This window comes from Pontibacter populi (genome assembly GCF_040278685.1).
Classification (GTDB): Bacteria; Bacteroidota; Bacteroidia; order Cytophagales; family Hymenobacteraceae; genus Pontibacter; species Pontibacter populi.
Genome location: NZ_JBEOKT010000003.1, coordinates 44,469 through 65,939, shown reverse-complemented (window position 1 = coordinate 65,939; position 21,471 = coordinate 44,469). Strand labels below are relative to the sequence as shown.

At 45.2% G+C, this 21,471-nt stretch carries 20 protein-coding genes; 7 read left to right on the top strand and 13 right to left on the bottom strand.

Annotated features, from left to right (window positions below):
• Nucleotide 1 precedes the first annotated feature (1 nt).
• From cysD to ABS362_RS03765, 5 genes are all read right to left on the bottom strand, one after another.
• Entirely contained in the window at nt 2–907 is a 906-nt protein-coding gene (gene cysD, locus ABS362_RS03785) for a sulfate adenylyltransferase subunit CysD (protein ID WP_350410966.1), read from the bottom strand.
• A 7-nt stretch (nt 908–914) separates the two neighbouring features.
• Nucleotides 915–1,631: a phosphoadenylyl-sulfate reductase gene (locus ABS362_RS03780; RefSeq protein ID WP_350410965.1), complete on the bottom strand. Its 717-nt coding sequence runs from the start codon at nt 1,629–1,631 to the stop codon at nt 915–917.
• On the bottom strand, nt 1,597–1,887 hold the full coding sequence (locus tag ABS362_RS03775; protein WP_350410964.1) for a DUF2061 domain-containing protein: 291 nt from the start codon (nt 1,885–1,887) through the stop codon (nt 1,597–1,599). Before ABS362_RS03775 ends, ABS362_RS03780 begins: the two co-directional genes overlap by 35 nt.
• Nucleotides 1,888–1,990: 103 nt before the next feature.
• Nucleotides 1,991–2,413: an RrF2 family transcriptional regulator gene (locus ABS362_RS03770; RefSeq protein ID WP_350410963.1), complete on the bottom strand. Its 423-nt coding sequence runs from the start codon at nt 2,411–2,413 to the stop codon at nt 1,991–1,993.
• A 179-nt stretch (nt 2,414–2,592) separates the two neighbouring features.
• Nucleotides 2,593–3,615, bottom strand: a complete 1,023-nt coding sequence (locus tag ABS362_RS03765; protein WP_350410962.1) for a rod shape-determining protein — start codon at nt 3,613–3,615, stop codon at nt 2,593–2,595.
• A 467-nt stretch (nt 3,616–4,082) separates the two neighbouring features.
• Here ABS362_RS03765 and ABS362_RS03760 point away from each other — a divergent pair, with 467 nt between their 5' ends.
• The 6 genes from ABS362_RS03760 (at nt 4,083) to ABS362_RS03735 (ending at nt 11,960) form a co-directional block, all read left to right on the top strand.
• Nucleotides 4,083–4,595, top strand: a complete 513-nt coding sequence (locus ABS362_RS03760; protein ID WP_350410961.1) for a DUF488 domain-containing protein — start codon at nt 4,083–4,085, stop codon at nt 4,593–4,595.
• Nucleotides 4,596–4,781: 186 nt separating this feature from the next.
• Entirely contained in the window at nt 4,782–5,867 is a 1,086-nt protein-coding gene (locus tag ABS362_RS03755; RefSeq protein ID WP_350410960.1) for an alkaline phosphatase family protein, read from the top strand.
• 269 nt (nt 5,868–6,136) lie between these two features.
• Entirely contained in the window at nt 6,137–6,406 is a 270-nt protein-coding gene (locus ABS362_RS03750) for a hypothetical protein (protein ID WP_350410959.1), read from the top strand.
• 654 nt (nt 6,407–7,060) lie between these two features.
• Nucleotides 7,061–8,791, top strand: coding sequence for a gamma-glutamyltransferase (gene ggt, locus ABS362_RS03745; RefSeq protein WP_434086513.1), 1,731 nt, complete (start codon nt 7,061–7,063; stop codon nt 8,789–8,791).
• A gap of 656 nt (nt 8,792–9,447) precedes the next feature.
• Complete coding sequence (locus ABS362_RS03740) at nt 9,448–10,443, top strand: fasciclin domain-containing protein (RefSeq protein ID WP_350410958.1); 996 nt, start codon at nt 9,448–9,450, stop codon at nt 10,441–10,443.
• 404 nt (nt 10,444–10,847) lie between these two features.
• Nucleotides 10,848–11,960: an ATP-binding protein gene (locus tag ABS362_RS03735; protein ID WP_350410957.1), complete on the top strand. Its 1,113-nt coding sequence runs from the start codon at nt 10,848–10,850 to the stop codon at nt 11,958–11,960.
• Between the two features lie 107 nt (nt 11,961–12,067).
• On the opposite strand, the gene ABS362_RS03730 is transcribed toward ABS362_RS03735, so the two are convergent.
• Nucleotides 12,068–12,472, bottom strand: coding sequence for a hypothetical protein (locus ABS362_RS03730; RefSeq protein ID WP_350410956.1), 405 nt, complete (start codon nt 12,470–12,472; stop codon nt 12,068–12,070).
• A 312-nt stretch (nt 12,473–12,784) separates the two neighbouring features.
• Nucleotides 12,785–13,678 (bottom strand): DUF3078 domain-containing protein, encoded by an 894-nt coding sequence (locus ABS362_RS03725; protein ID WP_350410955.1) that lies wholly within the window; start codon nt 13,676–13,678, stop codon nt 12,785–12,787.
• Between the two features lie 141 nt (nt 13,679–13,819).
• Between ABS362_RS03725 and xth the strand changes: the two genes are divergently transcribed.
• Nucleotides 13,820–14,593, top strand: coding sequence for an exodeoxyribonuclease III (xth, locus tag ABS362_RS03720; RefSeq protein ID WP_350410954.1), 774 nt, complete (start codon nt 13,820–13,822; stop codon nt 14,591–14,593).
• 86 nt (nt 14,594–14,679) lie between these two features.
• Here the strand turns inward: xth and ABS362_RS03715 are convergent, their stop codons facing one another.
• The 6 genes from ABS362_RS03715 to kaiC all read right to left on the bottom strand — a co-directional run bounded on the left by ABS362_RS03715 (nt 14,680) and on the right by kaiC (nt 21,450).
• A complete protein-coding gene (locus tag ABS362_RS03715; RefSeq protein WP_350410953.1) occupies nt 14,680–16,689 on the bottom strand; it encodes an outer membrane beta-barrel protein in 2,010 nt (669 codons plus the stop codon).
• 11 nt (nt 16,690–16,700) lie between these two features.
• Nucleotides 16,701–18,089 (bottom strand): ice-binding family protein, encoded by a 1,389-nt coding sequence (locus ABS362_RS03710; RefSeq protein ID WP_350410952.1) that lies wholly within the window; start codon nt 18,087–18,089, stop codon nt 16,701–16,703.
• A 151-nt stretch (nt 18,090–18,240) separates the two neighbouring features.
• Entirely contained in the window at nt 18,241–18,801 is a 561-nt protein-coding gene (locus ABS362_RS03705) for a helix-turn-helix domain-containing protein (RefSeq protein WP_350410951.1), read from the bottom strand.
• Nucleotides 18,802–18,943: 142 nt separating this feature from the next.
• Nucleotides 18,944–19,327 carry a response regulator gene (locus ABS362_RS03700; RefSeq protein WP_350410950.1) on the bottom strand — a complete coding sequence of 128 codons (384 nt, stop codon included), beginning with the start codon at nt 19,325–19,327 and terminating at the stop codon, nt 18,944–18,946.
• A 309-nt stretch (nt 19,328–19,636) separates the two neighbouring features.
• Entirely contained in the window at nt 19,637–19,918 is a 282-nt protein-coding gene (locus ABS362_RS03695; protein ID WP_350410948.1) for a circadian clock KaiB family protein, read from the bottom strand.
• 68 nt (nt 19,919–19,986) lie between these two features.
• Nucleotides 19,987–21,450, bottom strand: a complete 1,464-nt coding sequence (gene kaiC, locus ABS362_RS03690; protein WP_350410947.1) for a circadian clock protein KaiC — start codon at nt 21,448–21,450, stop codon at nt 19,987–19,989.
• Nucleotides 21,451–21,471 lie beyond the last annotated feature (21 nt).

The window sequence follows — 21,471 nt, the reverse complement described above, 5'->3', positions numbered from 1 at the left end:
CTTAAAAATATCCGGTTTGCTTTCTTTTTTCCATCGCCGCCTCAGAGCGTTTGTCATCTATGCGGGCGCCGCGCTCCGAAACTGTAGCGCTTAAAATCTCTTCTATAATATGGTCTATCTCAACAGCCGTAGACTCCACAGCAGCCGTACAGGTCATGTCGCCAACCGTACGGAAGCGCACCATGCGTGTGCTTATAGTTTCATCTTCGGTAATGTTGATGAACGAAGAGAAGGGGAGAAGCTGCCCGTCGCGCTCAAACGTTTCGCGCAGGTGCGAATAGTAGATAGACGGAATAGCCAGTTTTTCTTCTTTTATATAGTTCCAGACATCCAGTTCGGTCCAGTTACTGATCGGGAACACGCGTACGTTCTCGCCCAGGTTAATCCTGCCGTTCAGCATATCAAACAGCTCAGGTCGCTGTTTTTTTGCATCCCACTGTCCGAAGTCGTTTCTTACAGAGAAGATCCTTTCTTTTGCCCGGGCTTTTTCTTCGTCGCGGCGTGCGCCACCTATGCAGGCATCGAAACCAAATTCTTCAATCGCATCGAGCAGGGTAACGGTTTGCAGCACATTGCGGCTGGCGTATTTACCAGTTTCCTCCACCACTTTTTGCTGGTCTATGCTGTCCTGCACATAACGCACGATCAGCTCCAGGCCCAATTCAGCAACCAGTTCGTCTCGGAATTTTATAGTTTCCTCAAAGTTGTGCCCTGTATCAACGTGCAGTAGCGGGAAAGGAATTTTAGCCGGGTAAAAAGCTTTTTGAGCCAGCCTTACCAGCGTAATCGAGTCTTTTCCGCCGGAAAACAGGAGTACAGGTTTCTCAAATTGCGCGGCAACCTCACGTAAGATATAGATCGCTTCATCTTCCAGTTCTCTCGGAAAAACTCCGGCATGAATAGTCATAGCAGTATTATTTGTTAAAGTAATTAGCATGTAGTCCGCACTCTTTCTGGGTTTGTTCCCACCACCAGCGGCCTGCCCGTGGTTCTTCGCCTGGTGCTATAGCTCTTGTGCAGGGTGCGCACCCGATGCTTATAAAACCCTGGTCGTGCAGCTTGTTGTAAGGCACATCGTTCTCTTTCAGGTAGACCAGCATCTCATCGAAAGACCAGTTAATGATCGGGTTAAATTTGATGACCTGGAAAGCTTCGTCCCACTCCAGCAGGTTAAAGCTACTGCGGTTGGCACTCTGTCCGGATCGTAAGCCGGTTACCCAGACATCTACGTTCTCCAAAGCTCTGCCCAATGGCTGCACTTTACGCACATGGCAGCAGGCTTTCCTGTTTTCTACAGAATCATAAAATCCGTTTATCCCGTTCTGGCTTACCAGTTCTTCCACGGCTTCCGCTTTCGGGTAGTAGGGCACAATTTTGCTTTGGTACTTCTGCTCGGTTTCCGCCCATAGTTCGTAGGTTTCCGGAAACAAGCGACCTGTGTCTAAAGAGAAGATCTTTATCGGAATTTTGTCTGAAAAAATGGCGTGTGTAATGACCTGGTCTTCCTGTCCTAGGGCAGTAGAGAATGCTACCTTACCCGGAAAAGCCTGTGCTATAAATGCCAGTGCTTCAGACAGTGGCATGTCGGCTATCGCGTTAAGCAGCGATGGTATCTGGTCTTTCAAGTTCATGTGCTACTTTTTTAACTGTAAATCGTTCCCAAATCCGTTCGTGTACATAGTAAAGCGCTATTTTGCTGAACACCTCAATAGAACCTATCGAGAAGGCCATTTTTAGCTCACCTGTAATAAAATAGGAGATGATAATGGTATCAAAAGTGCCTAAAATGCGCCACGAGAAGGCTTTGGCCACACTTTTGAATTTGCTGTCGGTGCGCGGGTTGCCCTTGCTGCTGAATGCCTTTTTTAAGTATTGGTCGATTAGCATAGCTCTGCTTTGAAAGCTAAAAGTATATAAACTCTACAAACTTTGTAGACTAATAAGGCAAAAAAAATCAAAAATTTGCTATATCAGATATTAAGGCACTGATTTATAGTTGTTTGCTGCCTATAAGGTCCTGTACGGTCTTATTTTCGACTATACTTAAGGTCTGGTCACGCACCTGGCACATGATCAGGTGCATGTTGCAGGTCGCCTCATCCTGGCAATCGCCACATTTTTCGTAATAGTTCAGGCTAACACAGGGCAGCCAGGCAATCGGGCCGTTCAATAACCTGATGATCCTGGCAAGGGTTATCTCTTCTGGTTTTTTGATGAGGTAATAGCCACCGCCTTTTCCTTTTTTGCTGCCAAGCACACCTGCCTTTTTCAGGTCGAGCAGGATACACTCCAAGAATTTCTGCGATATATTTTTTGCCTCTGCTATTTCCTGAATCAGGATGGCGCCTTTATCCTGGTTTTCGGCCAGGTAGCTAAGCGCATGAAAAGCATATTTTGTCTTTTTCGACAACATGGATATGTACTGTTAAAGCCGGGCCGGAAAGGTGTTCCGGCTACCGGGTAAATGCAGCATCAAAACTATAAAGTATTTTAACAAGATGCTGCTTAAACTATAAGATTATGTCGGGATAAAAGGCTGGTTTGTATAGTAGATGCATCGTTGCTACCCGTAACTATAGTTTAAGCGCCAGCCTACCGCATCAGAAATTTAAAGTTATTGATGTTGTTCAGGGCAATTCCTGTTCCTTTTATTACAGCCAGCAGGGGGCCATCTACTACATGCACCGGCAGTTTGGTTTTACGCGCTATACGCAGATCCAGCCCTCGCAACAACGCTCCGCCACCAGTTAAATAAATACCGGATTGGTGTATGTCTGATGACAGTTCGGGTGGCGTTAGCTCAAGGGTTAACAGGATGGCGTCTTCAATTTTAGTGATCGATTTATCCAGGCAGAAGGCCACATCCTGGTACGTAACGGTTACCTGCTTTGGCAGGCCGGTCATCAGGTCGCGTCCTTTTACAGCGTAAGGCTCCGGTGCATCTGGTAACGAATCTACTACCGCGCCAACTTCGATCTTTATCTTTTCGGCGGTACTTTGCCCGATCAGGATGTTATGCTCTTTGCGCATGAATTGGATGATGTCTTCATCAAAGGTATCGCCGGCTACGCGCACCGACTGGTCGCAAACAATGCCACTCAGGGCTATAACTGCAATTTCAGTAATGCCGCTTCCGATATCGATCAGCATGTGCCCGGTCGGCTCCTGCACATCCAGGCCGATACCAATGGCAGCTGCAACCGGCTCATGTATCAGGAACACTTCTTTAGCGCCTGCAATAACCGCAGAATCCCGGATAGCTCTTTTCTCCACCTCAGTTATGCCGGCCGGTACGCAAACCACCATGCGGTAAGAAGGGGACATGCCGCGCCTGCCAGTGTTTGCCAGTTTCAGCATGCCTTTTATCATGTGCTCGGCTGCATGAAAATCTGCGATCACACCATTTTTAAGGGGTCTGATGGTACGTATATTTTCATGCTCTTTCCCTTCCATTTGTTCTGCTTTGTGGCCGACGGCAATTACTTCACCGGTAGTTCGGTTAAAGGCAATGATAGATGGTTCGTCCACCACCACTTTTCCCTCTTTCAGAACCAGGAAGTTAGCAGTTCCAATATCGATCGCAATGCCTTGTGTCAGGAAGTTAAAGAAGCCCATAAAACTGTGTAATTGGTATTTTGCTTTTTAAAGCAGCTGTAAAAATGTTAATGATCTTGATCTGGAAATAAGTTGAGTCCTTAACAAACTATAAACTATAGCAGTTTGAACGAACTTAAGTAAGAGCTTTTTAACTATAGTTTCGACTCTAAAGCAGAACTATAGTTACAGGTAGCAGGAGTGGTGCATTGGCCTTGGTTAGGCCTGTTTGTAAAAAGCTTTGGGGGCGGATAGGAAATGCAGGCAATAGCCCGTAAGCTTATCGCAGAGCGTAACATGATGAGATGTTGCCACAAAGCCGGTAAGCGGCTTCAGAAAAGTACAGCAATGTGTAGTAGGTGGTAACAAATCAGCAGTATGGTTTACCTTTCAAAGTTCACCATTGCAGCGTTAAAAAACAACATGTTGGTATAAACAAACGCAGGTTACACTATAGGCGTACAGTAAAGGCTAAACCTGTAGCAGCTATGCAAAACGATAAAAATACGATCTGGACCTTTGGCCACTCTACCCGAAGCCCCGAAGAATTTGTGTCAGCGCTGAAGTCGTTTAAGATTGACGTTTTAGTGGATGTGCGCCGCTACCCCGGTTCTAAAAAGTACCCTCATTTTAATGTAGAGGCGCTGCAGGCATATTTGCCGGAAGCAGGTATCGAGTACATGCCGCTTACCGAACTTGGTGGTCGTCGCAAACCAAAACCGGACTCAACCAACACCGTCTGGAAAAGCGAATCTTTCAGAGGCTATGCGGATTATGCTGAGACTACCGAATTTAAAGAAGCTTTAGGCAGGTTAGAAGAGGTCGCAACTATAAAACGGGTAGCCTACATGTGCTCCGAAGCCGTGTGGTGGCGTTGCCATCGGGCCATTATTTCAGATAAGCTTAAGTCGGCAGGGTGGACGGTGATGCATATCATGAACGAGGGCGTGGCCAAGGAACATCCGTACACGTCCGCTTACCTGGAAACGCATAACTCGTGAGATACGCATGACATCCAAACTATAGTTCAGAAGCTTATCCCAACTATAAAAACCCAATAAAGCTGCTACCTTTTTCCTCCACTTAACTCGTAAGCATAAAATGGGCTTTTCAATAATTTGCCGGTTAATACAACCAGGTTAAGTAAGTCGTGAAGCCCAGGCTTTTACTTGCATGAACCTACCACTATGAAAGGGTTGTGGACAATTTTATGCTTTATCCTGATATGGTGCCCTGCGGGAGCACAGGAGTTTAAAACAGAGAATGTTATCCTGGTAACGTTTGATGGGTTGCGCTGGCAGGAAGTGTTTGCCGGTGCAGATAAAAAGTTACTCCGGTCCGAAAAGTATACACCTAACCCTGACGCAGTAAAAAACCATTTCTGGCACCACGACCCGCAGGAGCGACGGAAGCTATTGATGCCTTTTTTCTGGAGCAACATCGCAACACAAGGGCAACTGCTGGGTAACCGGAAACATGGTAACAAAATGAACCTGGCAACCCGGCACTGGATATCTTACCCGGGCTACAACGAAATGCTGAGCGGTGCACCCGACCCCATATTGAAACATAACCGCAAAATACATAACCCGAATGTAACGGTGCTGGAATGGGTAAACCAACAGCCCGGTTTTAAAGGTAAAGTAGCAGTAGTCGGCTCCTGGAACCTTTTGCCATACATCGTGAACACAGAAAGAAGTGGCATAACGGTAAATGCAGGGAATAGTCTGGCTACCGGGAGAAACCTTACACCTGAAGAACTACGGTTAAATGAACAATTTACCCAAACCAAACCGCGCTGGCATTCTGTACGACAGGACACAATTACGTTTCAGTATGGTATGGCATACCTGGAGCGGGAGCGACCGCGGTTGCTGCACCTTGCCTTTGGCGAAACCGACGAGCATGCACATGAAGGAAACTACGGCGCTTACCTGGAAAGCATTTACCAAAGCGACGCCATGATCCGGCAACTATGGGAATGGCTGCAGTCACAGGAACAATACCGTAACAAAACCACCCTCATCATTGCAACCGACCATGGCCGTGGGTATTTAAACAAATTAAGCTGGAAAAAACACGGGCGCTTCTGGTACCCGGGCTCGAACCATGTGTGGGCTGCTATCCTGGGGCCCGATACGCCACCTGCCGGAGAAGTTAAGTTGCGCCAGAAGAACTACCAGTACCAGATTGCAGGAACTATCGCGTATTTCCTGGGTTTGCCCTTTCGCCCTCACCAGTCACCGGATTCCCCGCCTATGGCTAATCCCTAAGCATTTACGTCTATACTATTGCAGGAAAAGCCCGTCAATTTTAAACTTGTTTGCAAGATGTGCATTCGATGCATTGATAATTTGCTAAAGCCGGAACTGCCATTCTGTACCTGTATAGTTGCTGTGCGTCTGGCATGTTATTGATGCATTTGGGAGAGCCATTTCTGTTCTATGTGTGCAAATATGGTCAGCCGAGGGCAGGTAAGGTATGCTTGTATAGTTCGTGCAGATTATAGCGGTAACTTAGCACTGACAATTACCTTACAGAAATGAAGAAATTACTTTTTGTAGTAACTATAGCCCTGAGCGCCACAGCATGCTCCTCTGACAATAACCTGCAGGATACGCTTTACAATGTAGTGGAGTCAGGTGCCAGCATGGCCATCGACTCGCTGCACAATGCTGCAAACAAGGAACTGGAGCGACACACCGGCATCGACTCGCTGGCAACCAAAATAGGAGCGGCCGATACAATAAACGTGGAGCGTGAAATAGAGCGAGGTATGAAGCGTAGGATTATCGAAGAGCTTTCTAAATAACGGGGGACCTCATACCAGCCATTTCCTAAAAAATAGGAGAGGGAGTAACTATAATTTATACATTCATGCTGGCGCGAGTCTCCAGACTCGTGACTTTTGATGGCGTTGAGTCTCCCGACTCAACTGGCCCGGCAGGGACAGGCATGGCAAAGGCTAAAGTTATAGTTCTATAGTTTGCGTTATCCAACCACCCCCAACTCCTCCTTATCCAAGGCGGGGAGTTTTCTGCCTTTGCTATAGTTTGCCTTTAGTTCTATGATTGGCGCTTTAACACCCCAATAGTCCCCTCAAGGGTATGGTCGTTTCATTCTACTAAAATCATATAAAATAACGCCCTCGCTCGCCTCTGGCGAGTGTGAGCTATTTAGTGGCGTCCCGCCACTTGTGCCTCAGGCACAGTTTTAAGCGGCCAGAGTCCGCAGGTAACTCACACTCGCCAGAGGCGAGCGAGGGCAAATATTAGAATGAAACGACCCTGCCCTCAAGGGGACAGTCCTGCAAATGCTGCAGAAACATTCTATTTTTATAGTTGCTGTAACTCGTTTTACTACTTTGCTCCAAGTTTATCCTATAGTTTAGGAAGTGTACTTTTGCTTGTAAACTATATTTTCTGTAATCTGTGTCTTGATTACTTCCACCTACCCCTTATTGCCCATGAGTAGCGCATTACTTAAAAAAGCAAGGTCCCGTGCCCTGCTGGTCATCACATCCTTTAGTATAGTTTTCAGTGGCTGTGTAAGGCCGGTTAATACTACAGACCAATCCCGGAACCATGGCATACTTGCTGATAAGGCAATGGTCGTTTCTGCGCATCCGGAAGCCTCCAGGGTTGGGTTGGAGATAATGCGAAAAGGAGGGAATGCCTTTGATGCAACCGTTGCCACACAGTTTGCCCTGGCGGTGGTTTTTCCGGTTGCCGGCAACATTGGTGGAGGAGGATTTACAGTGTATCGGTCAGCTGACGGCGAAACCGGCACCTTGGATTATCGCGAGACCGCTCCTGCAACAGCCTTTGCTACCATGTACCAGGATAGCGCTGCCAACGTAATTGAAGGCCTGAGCACGAACGGCCATTTAGCAGTTGGTATACCAGGTACTGTAGATGGCATGGTGAAACTGCATCAGAAACTGGGTGTGCTTCCGTGGGCCGAAGTAGTACAGCCAGCCATAGACCTGGCACGTAATGGCGTTGTACTAACCCAAAAAGAAGCCGATGGCCTGAACAGTACACGACAGGCATTTATAGAGATCAACAAGCATACACCTTACCTTACACAAAAACAAAAATGGCAGGCCGGAGATACGATTTTCCATAAGGACCTGGCACTTACCCTGGAACGCATTAGGGATAAAGGGCGTGAGGGTTTTTACGCCGGCAAAACAGCCGAGCTGCTTGTGCTGGAAATGCAGCAGGGCAATGGGATGATCACGAAGGAAGACCTGGCTAACTATAGTTCGGTATGGCGGAAACCTCTGGAAGGTAGCTATAAAGGCTATAAAGTCATTTCGATGGCGCCGCCATCGAGCGGGGGTATTGCGCTCCTTCAATTACTGACTATGGTTGAACCACATAACTTAAGCAACTATAAATGGCAAAGCGCAGAAGCAATACAACTCATAACCGAAGCTGAGCGACGTGTATATGCTGACCGTGCAACCTACCTCGGTGACCCTGATTTTGTGAAAATACCTGTACAGGCATTGCTGGATAAAACCTACCTGAAGGAAAGACTCAGTACTTTCAGTATGGATAAAGCAACTCCTTCTTCGGAAATGAAGGCCGGAAAATTACCGTTTACAGAATCTGACCAGACAACCCATTTCAGTATTATTGATCCGGCGGGTAATGCAGTTTCGACCACTACAACCTTAAATGGCGCTTATGGCTCTAAAGTGCTGGTAAATGGAGCGGGCTTCTTGCTTAACAACGAGATGGATGATTTTAGTGTGAAGCCGGGCGTGCCTAATATGTTCGGTCTGGTAGGAGGGGAAGCAAATGCCATTGCGCCCGGCAAGCGCATGTTAAGCTCCATGACGCCAACTATACTCGAAAAGGATGGGAAATTATTTATGGTGGTAGGTACGCCTGGCGGCTCAACCATTATTACGTCGGTTTTCCAGGCTATCCTGAATGTGGTGGAGCATAACATGACCATGCAGCAGGCAGTAGGAGCACCACGTTTTCATCATCAGTGGTTACCGGATGTAATACAGCATGAGCCCAATGCAATTAGTCCAGCCGTGAGATCGGTATTAGAAAGTAAGGGCTACAAACTGGAGCAGCGCAAACCATACGGGCGCGTAGATGCCATACGTGTATTGCCAAACGGAAAACTGGAAGCAGGCGCCGACCCACGTGGTGATGACGCAGCAGCAGGTTTCTAAGATTTGTCGGGACTATAGTTGATCCTGCGCCATCAACTTAAGCCGAATTTGTAATTCCGAGCATTATTGAAACTCTAGTCCATGAGAGCTAGCGTAGCTGTGAGAGATCTATTTAGAATACGAACTTGTTTAAATTTTTTAGTTTCTCAAGTAGAAAACGAGCCATTGTTGGTGTTTTCACCAACAATTCAATTACCTGGCTTTTACCCTTGCTGGTGACAACACGTAGCAAGGGCATAAACTATAGCAGATAATACCCTAAACAGCTTCTACTCTTGCATACATCCGGGATAGATTTCTCACTAAGTTCGAAATGACAGTATAGAAATTAAAGCCCCTTAAATTAACGGTATAAGTTCGCCATCTGTCCCTATTACATATCACACCCATAATCTGAGTTTTACATTTGTGTAACTTATGGCTGCCTGCTGGCCCGTTGCAACTATACAACTATAGATATAAAAAACCAGAATGTTAAAATGCATTACAGGCTCGGGTTTGTGATTATTGCTGGAGCGCTGTAAAACAGGTGTGTTTGTAAAAGGTTGTGAGATAGGGGTTAAAATTGTAAATAAAAAAAATATTTTAGGATTATATAAACATTTGATTTTTTGATGTGTTGGGGAAAATATCATTAACCTCCAAAATATCAAATTATGAAAAAGATTATTTTCTCCTCTTATCTCAAGCTGAAGTCAGCTCCTTTGGCATTTATGTTCGCGCTGCTTTTTGTCGCAGCCAGTTGCGATACCCAGGATGATGTACAGCCAGACAGTCGCGCACTTGTTAGCGACAATATAACGGCCGCGCTGAAAAATAACAACTGGAGTGCGCCTGGAAATTCTTCTGCAAAAGAGCGCAAGCCAACCTTTAACACGCTCCTGGTAGCCCTGGCCAAAACCGGTCTTACATCTACTGTAGCAAAAGAAGAACTGACACTTTTTGCTCCTTCCGATGAGGCCTTTGCCGCATTGGGGCTGTACCCGAATAACATCGGCAATGTACCAAACCTGGAACAGATCCTGCTTTACCACGCAGTGCAAGGCGAACTATACGCCAGTGACCTTTCTGCCGGATTTGTACCTACACTGAATGGAGCGGCGGTGGAAGTAACCCTGAACGGTGGTGTGCAGGTAAACGGTGCCGATGTGATTCTGGCAGATAAGCGCGCCCTTAATGGTGTGATCCATGTAATTGATGAAGTGTTGATGCCACCAACTTTAAACCTGGTAGAACTTGCGTTGAGCTTTAACCCGGAGTTTACCATACTGGTAGCCGCCGTTCAGAAAGCGAACCTGGTAAATACCCTGGCCAATGATGGGCCATTTACTGTATTTGCGCCTACCAACGATGCCTTTGTAGCCTTATTGAACGAGCTTGGTTTCCCTAACCTGGATGCAGTGCCAGACGAAACACTCAGAGATATTCTGCTTTACCATGTGGTGCCCGGCAGAATTTACTCGTCTGATTTAAGCACTGGTGATGTAACTGCTGCCAACGAAGATACATTTTATGTAAACACAAGCAACCTGACAATAACGGATGCGAATGGAAGAGAAGCTAACTTGGTTCCTTCGTTATTGAATGTGCAGGCCACAAATGGTGTAGTGCATGTGATCGATAGAGTCATTCTACCTGAACTCGGAAACTAAACAGCCGGCATCATTTAAACTAAAACAGGGGCCCGGCATACCGGGTCCCTGTTTTAGTTTTATAGTTCATATAGACAAACTTTTCGCTGTTTCTGATTTGCTATCCGAATGCTGGTTACTTGTGGATCTGTAATTTGCTTTATTCTGGGGCACGTTTATAACAGACCCGCAGATTTCAAATCAGAAACAGGAGAACCAGATAGTGGATAGTGGCACTAATTTGCACTCCGCACCAAACAAACTAACCTTGAAACAGGCTACAACTATAGTTTTGTCCTAACTCTTCTCAAAAGGTGCTTCATTTCATTAACTTCTGCAGTTACTTAACGTTAATTGGCTTTAGGTTAACTTTTGAGTTTAGGTTCAGAGCCTGATCCTTGGGAGTTACCAACTATAGTTACCGCATGAAGACACAACATTTTAACGAGAGTATCACCTCCACTTTTATAGAGCAGGTTAAAGAGTACGCCATTTTCGCTATGGACCCTAACGGCATTATCGCGACCTGGAACGAAGGCGCTGAACGTATGAAGGGCTACAAGGAAGAAGATGTGATCGGGAAGTTTTACGGCATGCTCTTTACCGAAGAAGACAGAGCAAATCATAAACCTGAAGAAGAGCTTGAACAGGCGAAGACACACGAGCAATATCAGACTGAGGGCTGGCGTCTGAAAAAAGACGGCTCGCTGTTTTGGGCCAGTATTACGCTTACGCCTATCTATAACGACGAGAAAGAGCTTATAGGCCTGACAAAGGTAACCCGCGATCTGACTGATAAGCGGCGCGCAGAAGAAAACCTGACCCGTAAACACGACGAGCTTGTAGTTACCAACCGCGACCTGGACAACTTTATTTATACTGCCTCCCACGATCTGAAAGCACCCATCCTGAACATTGACGGCCTGGTACACCGCCTGGTACACCTGTTCGAAGATAAGAAGATTGAAGACCCCGAGTTGCTGGAACTGGTCGATTTTTTCAGGAAATCAGTGGACCGTTTTAAATTAACGATTGAAGATTTGACCACCATCAGCAGGCTGCAACGCACAATAGAAGATGAAAGCAACCTGGAGCAGGTTAGTGTTCAACAGGTATTCGATGACATACTTGATGATCTGAAATTTCTGTTCGAGGTGAACACTTTTCCTTGTCAGGTGCAAAGCAATTTCCAGGTTAACGTGCTGAATTTTTCGCGCAAGAACTTCCGAAGTATTCTTTATAACCTGCTCAGCAATGCCATAAAATACCGTTCGCAAACCAACAACTGCCAGATCAACGTCAGTACTTATAAAGAAGGAGAATGGGTAGTGTTATCGGTAAAAGACAACGGGTTGGGTATGAGCCCTGATGACCAGGAGAAACTGTACACTATGTTCAAACGCTTTCACGACCATGTTGACGGGTCCGGCATAGGCCTTTATATCGTAAAACGCATTGTAGAGAATGCAGGTGGCAAAATAACCCTGACTTCCGAAAAAGGAAAAGGGTCCGAGTTTAAGGTTTACTTCCAGAGCTGAACTATAGCCTGACTGAGCGACAACCCAATAAAATAGAATAAAAATAAGAACAGCCGCTTTACCTGTTACGGGCAAAGCGGCTGTTCTGCGTTTATTGTTGGGTTAGCTTAGTTGCCCGGCCATGCACCCCACGGAATACGGATAAGGATAAGGAGCAGACCGATACCATAGAAAATAGCGATGCTCTTAAAACCTTTATTTCCGGCACCAATCTGGCGTTTGGCACGCGAGTAACCGATCGTGATCAGCACTACTGCAATGATCATGGTAAGTGGGTGTTCCAGCATATAAAGTCTGGCTGTTGAGTCGCCCATATTATCGCCCGAAAAGTTTTGCATACCCAGCGGCGATACAAAATACAGGATTAGACCAAACACCCATTGCAAATGCACCGGTATTAAACCAAGTAAACCTGTTTTCCTGTTTTTATCTGTAAATTCTTTGTTACCCAGCCATCCAGCAAGGGCAGCTATAACGCTTACTAGCAAACCTAGCAGCACAAGGTAACTCATAAAAGAGTGTAGGTGTTGTAAACCTGTATACATGTCTTAAGTATAGTTGATGTTGGTTGTAAATATATAGAATAATTGAATATAGATGCCATTAAAACTGATGTAGTTTAAGTAAACTCGATTAGTTTTAAGAAAAGCAAAGGTGACGCTATAAATGATGCTATAGTCTGACTGCCTGTAAGTTAAAATTAGTTTGTAATGGTCTGAATGAGAGTTGTAACTATAGCCTGTTGCCTTGACAGTGTTATCTAATGACAACTGAATGAACATGTTATAATGCCGGTAAATACAGCAGACTTAGTTGAAATATCGCTATTGTACCGTAAAGCCCTGCATGGTATACAGTATCCCCAGGCCCAGCGATTGATTGTATTGCACACCGGGATCCTGGTCATAGTCGTAGATTAAGTTGCCCATCAGGTTTACATTGATGTAGCGGTTAACTTTTGCGGAAAGAACTGCATTAAACAGGTGGTCTATCTTCTTACCTGATAGTTCTTTATAGTTAATGTAGGACAGGTAATTTAGCCTGAGATTCACATTCGTCATGATGTCGCGGGTATAGCTGGCTTGTATCATGGCTGCCAGCCATTCCATTCTTACACTTTTACCTTCCGGCACACCATAGCGTTCGTTTTCGGCTACGGCATCATCCACCAAAAAAGTAAAGCGCGGAGCAAACGGGCTCAGGCGCACCGAGAAATGGGGGTTAGGCTTATACTCTGCACCTAACGCAAAAGTAAGAAACCCGGGTGATAGGAAATTGGATATCAGGCGGTCTGTTCCATCAGTATCCACATCATACTCGTAACCCTTTGCAAACTGAGACAGAAAATTGCCCGAAACGAACACATTCCAGTCAGACGAAATAGCATAGCCATACTTTGAGTCGAGGTAAAGGCGGTCGATGCTTTTACGCTGTTCTTCGCCTTTGTTTTTAAGCAGGCCATATTGCATTTGCAACGCGTTGTCCCACGATATTTTGCCACTTTTATAGTCAGCACGGGTATCCAGGTGAGTGTTAAAAGCCACGGAGCTGATACCACCAGCTTTCCAGTTGTCGCTGAAGGCAGCCTGGTTTAAGTTTATGCCTGCAGAAAAGGTTCTGCGCCAGGTCGTGTCGGCTTCTGCTTCAACTTCAGTCTGGGCAAGTAGTAGGGTAGCATTTGAAAACAATAGTACTAGTAGTAGTAAATTTTTAATCATCTTAATAGGGGTAAGGTTATAAGATTTCAAAGCGCTGGGCTTTGTTTTAAGTACATTTTATTGCCCTTACGTAACAGGTTAGTATTGGTAAGGATTTTTTAAATTTTAATAACTGTATAGTTGCATATTACCATACCTGATATGAAAATAGCTACCTATAATGTGAACGGCATTAACGCCCGACTGCCAGTATTGCTCCGCTGGCTGAAGGAAACAGCGCCCGATGTAGTTTGCCTCCAGGAATTAAAAACACCCCAGGAAAAATTTCCGCTTCAGGCTATAGTTGATGCCGGTTACCAGGCGATCTGGCATGGGCAGAAGAGCTGGAATGGCGTCGCGATTTTGGCCCGTGACACGCAACCTGAAGAAACAAAGCGCGGTCTCCCGGGTGACCCGGAAGATGAACACAGTCGCTACATCGAAGCGAAGATAAAAGGGATACGGGTAGGCTGCTTATACCTGCCCAACGGCAACCCGGCACCGGGGCCAAAGTTTGACTATAAACTTAACTGGTTTGATCGTTTTACTGCCCATGCGGCAGATCTGCTGACTGCAAACGAGCCTGTTGTGCTTACCGGGGACTATAATGTAATTCCCACAGAACTGGATGCATACAAACCGGAGCGCTGGGTAAATGATGCCTTGTTTAGACCAGAGTCGCGATCCGCTTTTGAGAAGTTGCTCTCGCAGGGGTGGACAGATGCCGTTCGCAAACTATACCCCGACGAGACGATCTATACCTACTGGGATTATTTCAGAAACGGGTTCGGGAGAAATGCAGGCTTACGCATCGACCATTTCCTGTTGAGCCCGCAACTCGATAAGAAACTGGTTGCAGCAGGAGTGGACCGCAACGTACGCGGCTGGGAAAAAACCAGTGACCATGCACCGGTCTGGATCGAGCTTGCCGACTAACAGGACCAGAAACTATAGAACTATACCAAAACAAAAAAGCTGCCTGTAACAACAGGCAGCTTTTTAACATTTGAATAAACGGAGTCTTATTTCCCGGGGATGATGTCGATGATAACCGTACGGTTATAAAAGCGCTCTTCGGGATATTTGTTGTTGAATGGTGCCAGTTTCTGGTCTTCGCCAAATCCGTGCACTTCAAAGGTCACATCTTTTCTACCTGCTTTCGCCAGGCTGTTCTCGATGATCCTTTTAACATCGTTAGCACGAGCCAGCGACAGGTTCTTGTTGTTGGTATCGTCACCGATAATGTCAGTGTAACCGTGTATGATCACCTTACCATTCTTAGGAATTTTAGGAGTCACAATTTCGGTCAGGTATTTTTCGTAAGTGGTTATCGCTTTAGAGTCGTTGAACTCATACAATACACTATAACGCTGGCCTTCTTCGTCTTTCGCAGGAGTCCAAAGTACCATGTTCACAGTAGCTTCTTTCTTCTCGATGTTACCATCTTCTTTGGTGCCCAGCATGGTTACCAGGTAAGTGCCTTTAGGGCGTGTACCTAAGATAGATTTGCCTGGGATGCTTACAGTTTCCTGCGTAAATGGTCCGAAGTTCTGAACGATACCTTTTTCATCTGTCATGTTCATTGACCATGAAGTATATGCCTTATCAGAGCCAGCTGCAGTAAATGTTACATAACTATCAAGCGGAGCTTCCTGTATGGCTGATATCACTACCGGTTTCAAAGCAGCTTCAGGGCCACTCTGGAATTCCATTAACAATGCCGGTGCATTACTTTCGATAGACACACGACGGTCGCCTTCACGAAGCAGTTCCAGTTCTTTGGTACCACCCGGTTGTTCCGAAGGCAGTTTTGGTTTGTTACGTCCTTCTATAGCGATGCGCGAAGCATTTATACCAAAGGTATTTACAAGGTAACTCTTTACAGTTTCAGCAAGTACTTTACCTTCCTGCGGACCATTCTCTGATGAACCTACCAGTGTTATAGTTGCTGATGGATTTTTGCCCAAACGGTCACCTAAAATGTTCAGTACATTATAGTATACTGTCATTTCACGATCAGAACGGCCAGCTAATGTTTTAGGTGTGAACACCTCCAGCTGATCTTCTTTAAAGTCTTTTACCTGGTCTTTATTAAGCAGCACATAACGATCCGGAATGGCTGTAGAACCCTGGTTAAAGAATACATAGTTACGAAGCGGGAAGGTCTCTCTTACTCTGCGGTCTGCCGTAATGTTGGTAGGCGAGTTAACAGAGAAAGTTACATCGTTGGTAGCTATAGTTGCGTTTGGCTTTCCACGTCCTAATTTAAGGGCTGCACCAACACGTAACGTATTTACCGTCATGGTTTCGATGCTACGCGGCGACTGGCCAAAGTATGGCTGGTACGTTACAAAAGGGGTAAGTACAAGCTGTGTGCGGTTGTTCTGCGAATTAAGCGGAATGTCGTAACCGGCACCCACCTGCATCGAAAGAAGTCTCTCTTTCACATCGCTCAGATCACCTTTTACAACAGGATTCTTTTCCTGATCCGGGTAAGCCGGGTTGGTACCCTGCTCGTATCTGAATTCTTTCTTTACATTAAAGGCTAACCTTGGGCCACCCATCAGATAAAAACCTGAGGCTTTAAAAGGAGAGAAGCGCAGGCTTGGCTCAACCGTAATGTAACTCAGTTTAGTGCTTAGGTCTGCAGGGCAGTCGCAAGGTGTAATTTGCTGGTCAAATTCACCTCTTCGGCTATCGTAACCAGTCTGCAGCATCAGTCCCCATCTCGATTCCGGGCGACGATACTCTATAAGCGGCGCTGCAAAAAGACCTACACCATTTCCTTCATGAAAAGTTACCGGTGGCGTAAGCTGCGAGTTTAACTTATGAGTAGAACCGTTGTAGAAGTTGAAGTTAGCACCAGCTGCTGCACCAAACCACCAAGATGGTTTCGTGAACGGAGCATCCTGAGCCTGGGCCGGAGCCTGTATTCCTGTAAAGATAATAGTGCTTAGAACTATAGTTTTGAGCGCAAGCTTAGAGGCAGACCACGCTTGGCGCGATCCGGTATTGTTATTTTTGATTGTCATGTTCGTGTTGATTAAGGCTTCTCGATGATGTTTGTGTTGGTCATTACTACCGAGCCATTTCTGGCAAGCATTCTACCTACGGCTGTTGCTCCTGAGTTCATAGTGATTGAGGTCAGGGCAAGTATAGTTCCTTTAAAGGAAGTACCATCGCCTATAGTTGCAGAGCTGCCTGTTTGCCAGAAGATATTTTTAGCCTGTGCGCCGCCTGTAAGTATAATGTTACCGCCTGCGCCACCAATTGTGGTAAAGTCTGACGCTATCTGGAAGATCCATACTGCATTCGGGTCGCCTTGTGCATCCAGTGTTAAATCACCGGCCTGTACTAGTAATGTTGAAGTTGATTTATAGATACCCGGTGCAAGTGTTTTACCACCCTGGTCGCCGGCTACTGTAGCTGGTGCCGGAGAAGATGCTCCTTCAGCAAACAGATACGCTTCTAAGAGGTCTTGCTTAGCCTGTAACAACATAGCTGCAGTTCCCGGAGGTGCAATATCATCAGATGCGTAAATAGCGCCGTTCACCACTATAGCTGGCGGGAAACCGGTTACTGACGAGCGAACACCAGGTGTTATACCTACATCTAAGTTTCTGATCTCACTGAAGCCTGCATTGTTGCTGATGCCTACACCAGCAAAGATACCGAAACGACCAACCGATTTAAGGTCAACGCCCATTGCTGGAGAACCAGGTTGTGTGTTATCAGCTCCTGTTGTGAAAGTCCAGGTATAGTTAGCAGCTAGAGGAACATTGTTTGTGCTCTTGGCATCAGTAGTTATAGTTGCTGTGTAAGTAGTGTTGGCAGCCAGGTTATTTTCAGGTGTGAATTTAGCTGTAGTACCAGTGTAGCTGATAATGCCATCTATAGTTGTTGTACCGTTTTTCAAGGTAAACGAAGTGGCTGTGATCGTTGAGGCATTCATTGCTTCACTGAAACCGGCACTGATCACTTGATTACGGGGTACACCAGTCGCCAGGTTAAGTGGGTTTGTTAAAACTACTGCTGGTACTGAAGCTGCAACGGTTGTAAACGTCCAGAGATAATCTGTTTGTAGCGCGTTACCCAGCACATCTTTAACAGATGTAGCAACTCGGCCTGTATAAGTAGTAGCATAATTTAGTTGGTTTTCAGGTACAAAGGTTAGGGTGTTGGTTTCTGTATCGTAGGTTATTTCGCCTGTTACTTTTTCCGGTCCTGTTAAGGTAAAAGATGTTTGAGTGATGGTCTCAGGATTCATTTCCTCATTAAAGGTAACGGTAACGTGAGAGGTGAGAGGAACGGAGGTAGCTCCGTCTTCAGGAGTGGTACTTAAAACAACGGGGCAAACCCCAAAATTTTCTATGAATGTATCTTCTTTACATCCGGCAATTACAACAACCGATGCAAGCGCAAGGGTAGTCACTAGTGTTCTTAAATTCAATCTGTTTTTGATAAATTTTTCCGTTACTGGCGGGTGCGTGCATCTTTATAAAGCACGGCAGTATTTAATATTACAAAGGTGGTGCAAATCAGATGGGGTTATGTTACATAGTAAATAAAGTATGTTACATAAATCACACGTTTTCCAGATTATCTGATCTTTTATGCTGTAGTTTCTTGTAAACCGTGGGAGAGAGGCCGGTCACTTTCTTGAATTGGTTTGATAAATGGGCCACGCTACTATAGTGTAAGCGGTGCGCGATCTCGGTCAGATTAAGTTCTTTATAGAGCAGCAACTCTTTTACCCTTTCTATTTTGTGCGAAATGATGAATTGCTGAATGGTGATCCCATTCACTTCTGAGAAGATATTCGCCAGGTAGGTATAGTCGTAGTTGAGTTTGTCGCTGATATAATCAGAGTAATTCGATTTCGGGGATTCATCGGAGTAATGCACCATCTCGATAATGACGTTCTTTATCTTCTCGACCAGGATGCTTTTCCTGTCATCCAGCAACTCTAAGCCAGATACCAGCAGATTCTCTTTTAGTTGTATGCGCTGTTCCGGTGTAATAGTACCCACTATTTCCACAGTGCCCAGGTCAACTACCACATATTGCAGGCCGAGATTGAATAATTCTGCCTTCACAAGCATTTTGCAGCGTAGGCTAACCATGTATTTAATAAACAGTGTCATAGCGGTTGTTGAGCCTCTTAAGTCGTTTTTGCGAACTATAGAAAGCCTGTATTAAACTATAATATGTTTGGTTTAACTGTGTTCCTCCGAAAGTAAACCGACTACTTTTCCAGTATCAGGCTATAGTCTGAATCTCCTTTTGTTAATCACTGAGGATGGTGAGAATGTGCTCGTGTAATAATGGTTTTGGGTAGTAAGCGATCGTGTGATTAGCTATTGACCACTTCATTGTAGCGTACTTAGTGTAGATGCTGTTAAGCACTATTTTAGTAAAAGTATGATCTACCAGTTTTAAATTTTCCAGTTCCTTTAAAAAGGTGATTCCACACATTACCGGCATTTCAATATCTGATATGATGACTTGTGGCAGTTCACCCTTCTCATGATACGTTTTTAAAAGCTCCAATGCTTCAGAGCCATTTTCAGCAGTTATGGTTTCCCCAACTATAGCATGCTTTTTCAATAACTGCTTTACTATATAGAGGTAGGTGGAATCATTATCTATCAGCAATATTTTTTTCTTCATCTTATAAAAAGTGAGTTAGAAAAGTTGCACCGTGCCAATTCTTTTAAAGCTTCTTTTATAAAAGTAATAACCCTTCCGAAGCCACTCCTGAATGAGGTTTAAAATGTGTAAAAAGTAGAGTCTGGATCTGTAGCACTTTAAAATGTGTGTTACTTAGACCACGCTTTTTGTAAATTAGAAAGACCTATAGTTGATCTGTACTAAAGTGAGATGTTATAAACAGTAATTACTTTGTGTTTAAGCTTAACCTAAGGGGCTTAACTATACTTACAGGTGATGTTACCTGCTACGGTAACATTGCCTGTAGATTTATGCTGTAACATGTATGCTCGAAATTCCTAAGCCAGCCAACACGCGGCTTCTTACATTTAAAGCTCCTATAATACGGCTAACTGGTGTTGGCTCCATTCTGATAAGGGTAGGTATCGCTATAATGCCGGCTTCCTCAGCCTTATCAGGGTCTTTCTGTATGTCTATAATTTCAAGCTGATAGTTTCCGTTTAAATTCTCCCTGCAAATCTTGAGTAATGTGTCCACAGCCTCAATAGAGTTAAGGCTGTGTCCGTTAATAAAGAGCTGAAATACATGCATGCTCATTGATTAAAATTTGGCTATTAGTGCCGGTTAATTACCGGCTAATTATGGTTGCTTTTTATTATTTACTCAAGCTTAATTAGCATCGGGTTTCCCGTAAGTATGCCGCTTATGCCTTCAAAGTGTTTACCTATGTCTGCTCCGTTATCTGTTATGGTAAACTTCCGGATAGATGAATCGTGTTTGGAGCCGCGCATTTTGAGTACCGCTATACTGCGTTGCATTTCCCCTGACATTTCTACATAGCGCAGCAGTATGATCGTATCGGTGATAGGAGAAATGTTGCCTTCGGTATCGGAGGTGCCGCCTGCCAGCAAAGGAGTGTTAGAAGTAAACATGCCTGTTATTTCCATGTGCTTCAGGTATGCTGTAAAGGCAATTATAAACTCCCGGAACCCTTTGTCTGAGGAAGTGCGCGATAAGGCAGATAAACTATCCATCGCGATTCTGTGAGGTTTAAAGGTTTTTACAACTTCCTGAATATTAATGAAGTGATCTTCCAGGGATGAAACTTCCGGATAAATACAGATCACTTTCAGCAGACCTTCATCTTCCAGTTGTTTAAAATCGATGCCCCAGCCGGCTGCGTTACGGTATAATTGTTCGCTGCTTTCTTCAAAAGCCATTAACAGGCAGCGCTCTTTATTTGCCCTGACGCCTTTTACAAAGTTGGCTACCAGTAATGTTTTACCGGCACCTATTGCCCCTGAAACAAGGTTTATAGAGCCTTTATAAAAACCGCCATTTATCATTTCGTCCAGTGCCGGTATACCGGATGTTACCCGCTCATTAGACGTAATATGTTTCAGGTTCATGGCTGATAACGGGATGATGACGATAGCCTTTTCAGCGTTTACAGAAAAGGGATTTTCACCTTTTTCGTGGTTGCTTCCCCTGAATTTCAGGATCTCGATTGTTCTTCTGCGCTTTTCATTATACAACACATTCCGAAGTATGATCACGTTATCTGTCAGGAATTCTTCTACTCCAAAACGGGTAATTTTGCCATACTCTTCCAGGCGTTCGGCCGTGATGATTGATGTGGCACCCAGCCGTGATAAAGTAAGTGCTACCTGTATCAGCTCCCGGCGGATGGTATGCATCTCTTCGTGGAATTGCGTAAAAATGCTGCCGATAGAATCTATAACTACCCGTTGTGCTCTGCACTTTTGCACAGCTCTTTCCAGTCTTATCCTGAAAGCACTCAGGTCAAAATCACCAACAGCTATTATGTTTTCCTCTTTAGGGGCGGCATCTACAAATATCCATTTCCCTTCTTTTTCCCAGGTGTCAATGTCCCAGTTAAAGCTTTTCAGGTTTCTCCGGATATCATCTACCTGTTCTTCGAAGGTTACAAACACGCCAGGCTGATCGAACAGTTGAATCCCCATCGCCAGGAATTGCGCGCCAAAAAGTGTTTTTGCACTACCCGAGCTGCCTGCAACCAGTGTTGTGCGGCCGAGTGGTAAGCCGCCATGGGCAATATGGTCGAAGGAAGCGTTTCCGGTTTCTAGTTTTTGAAGGTGCATAGGCTGAGGTAAGCGATTTTG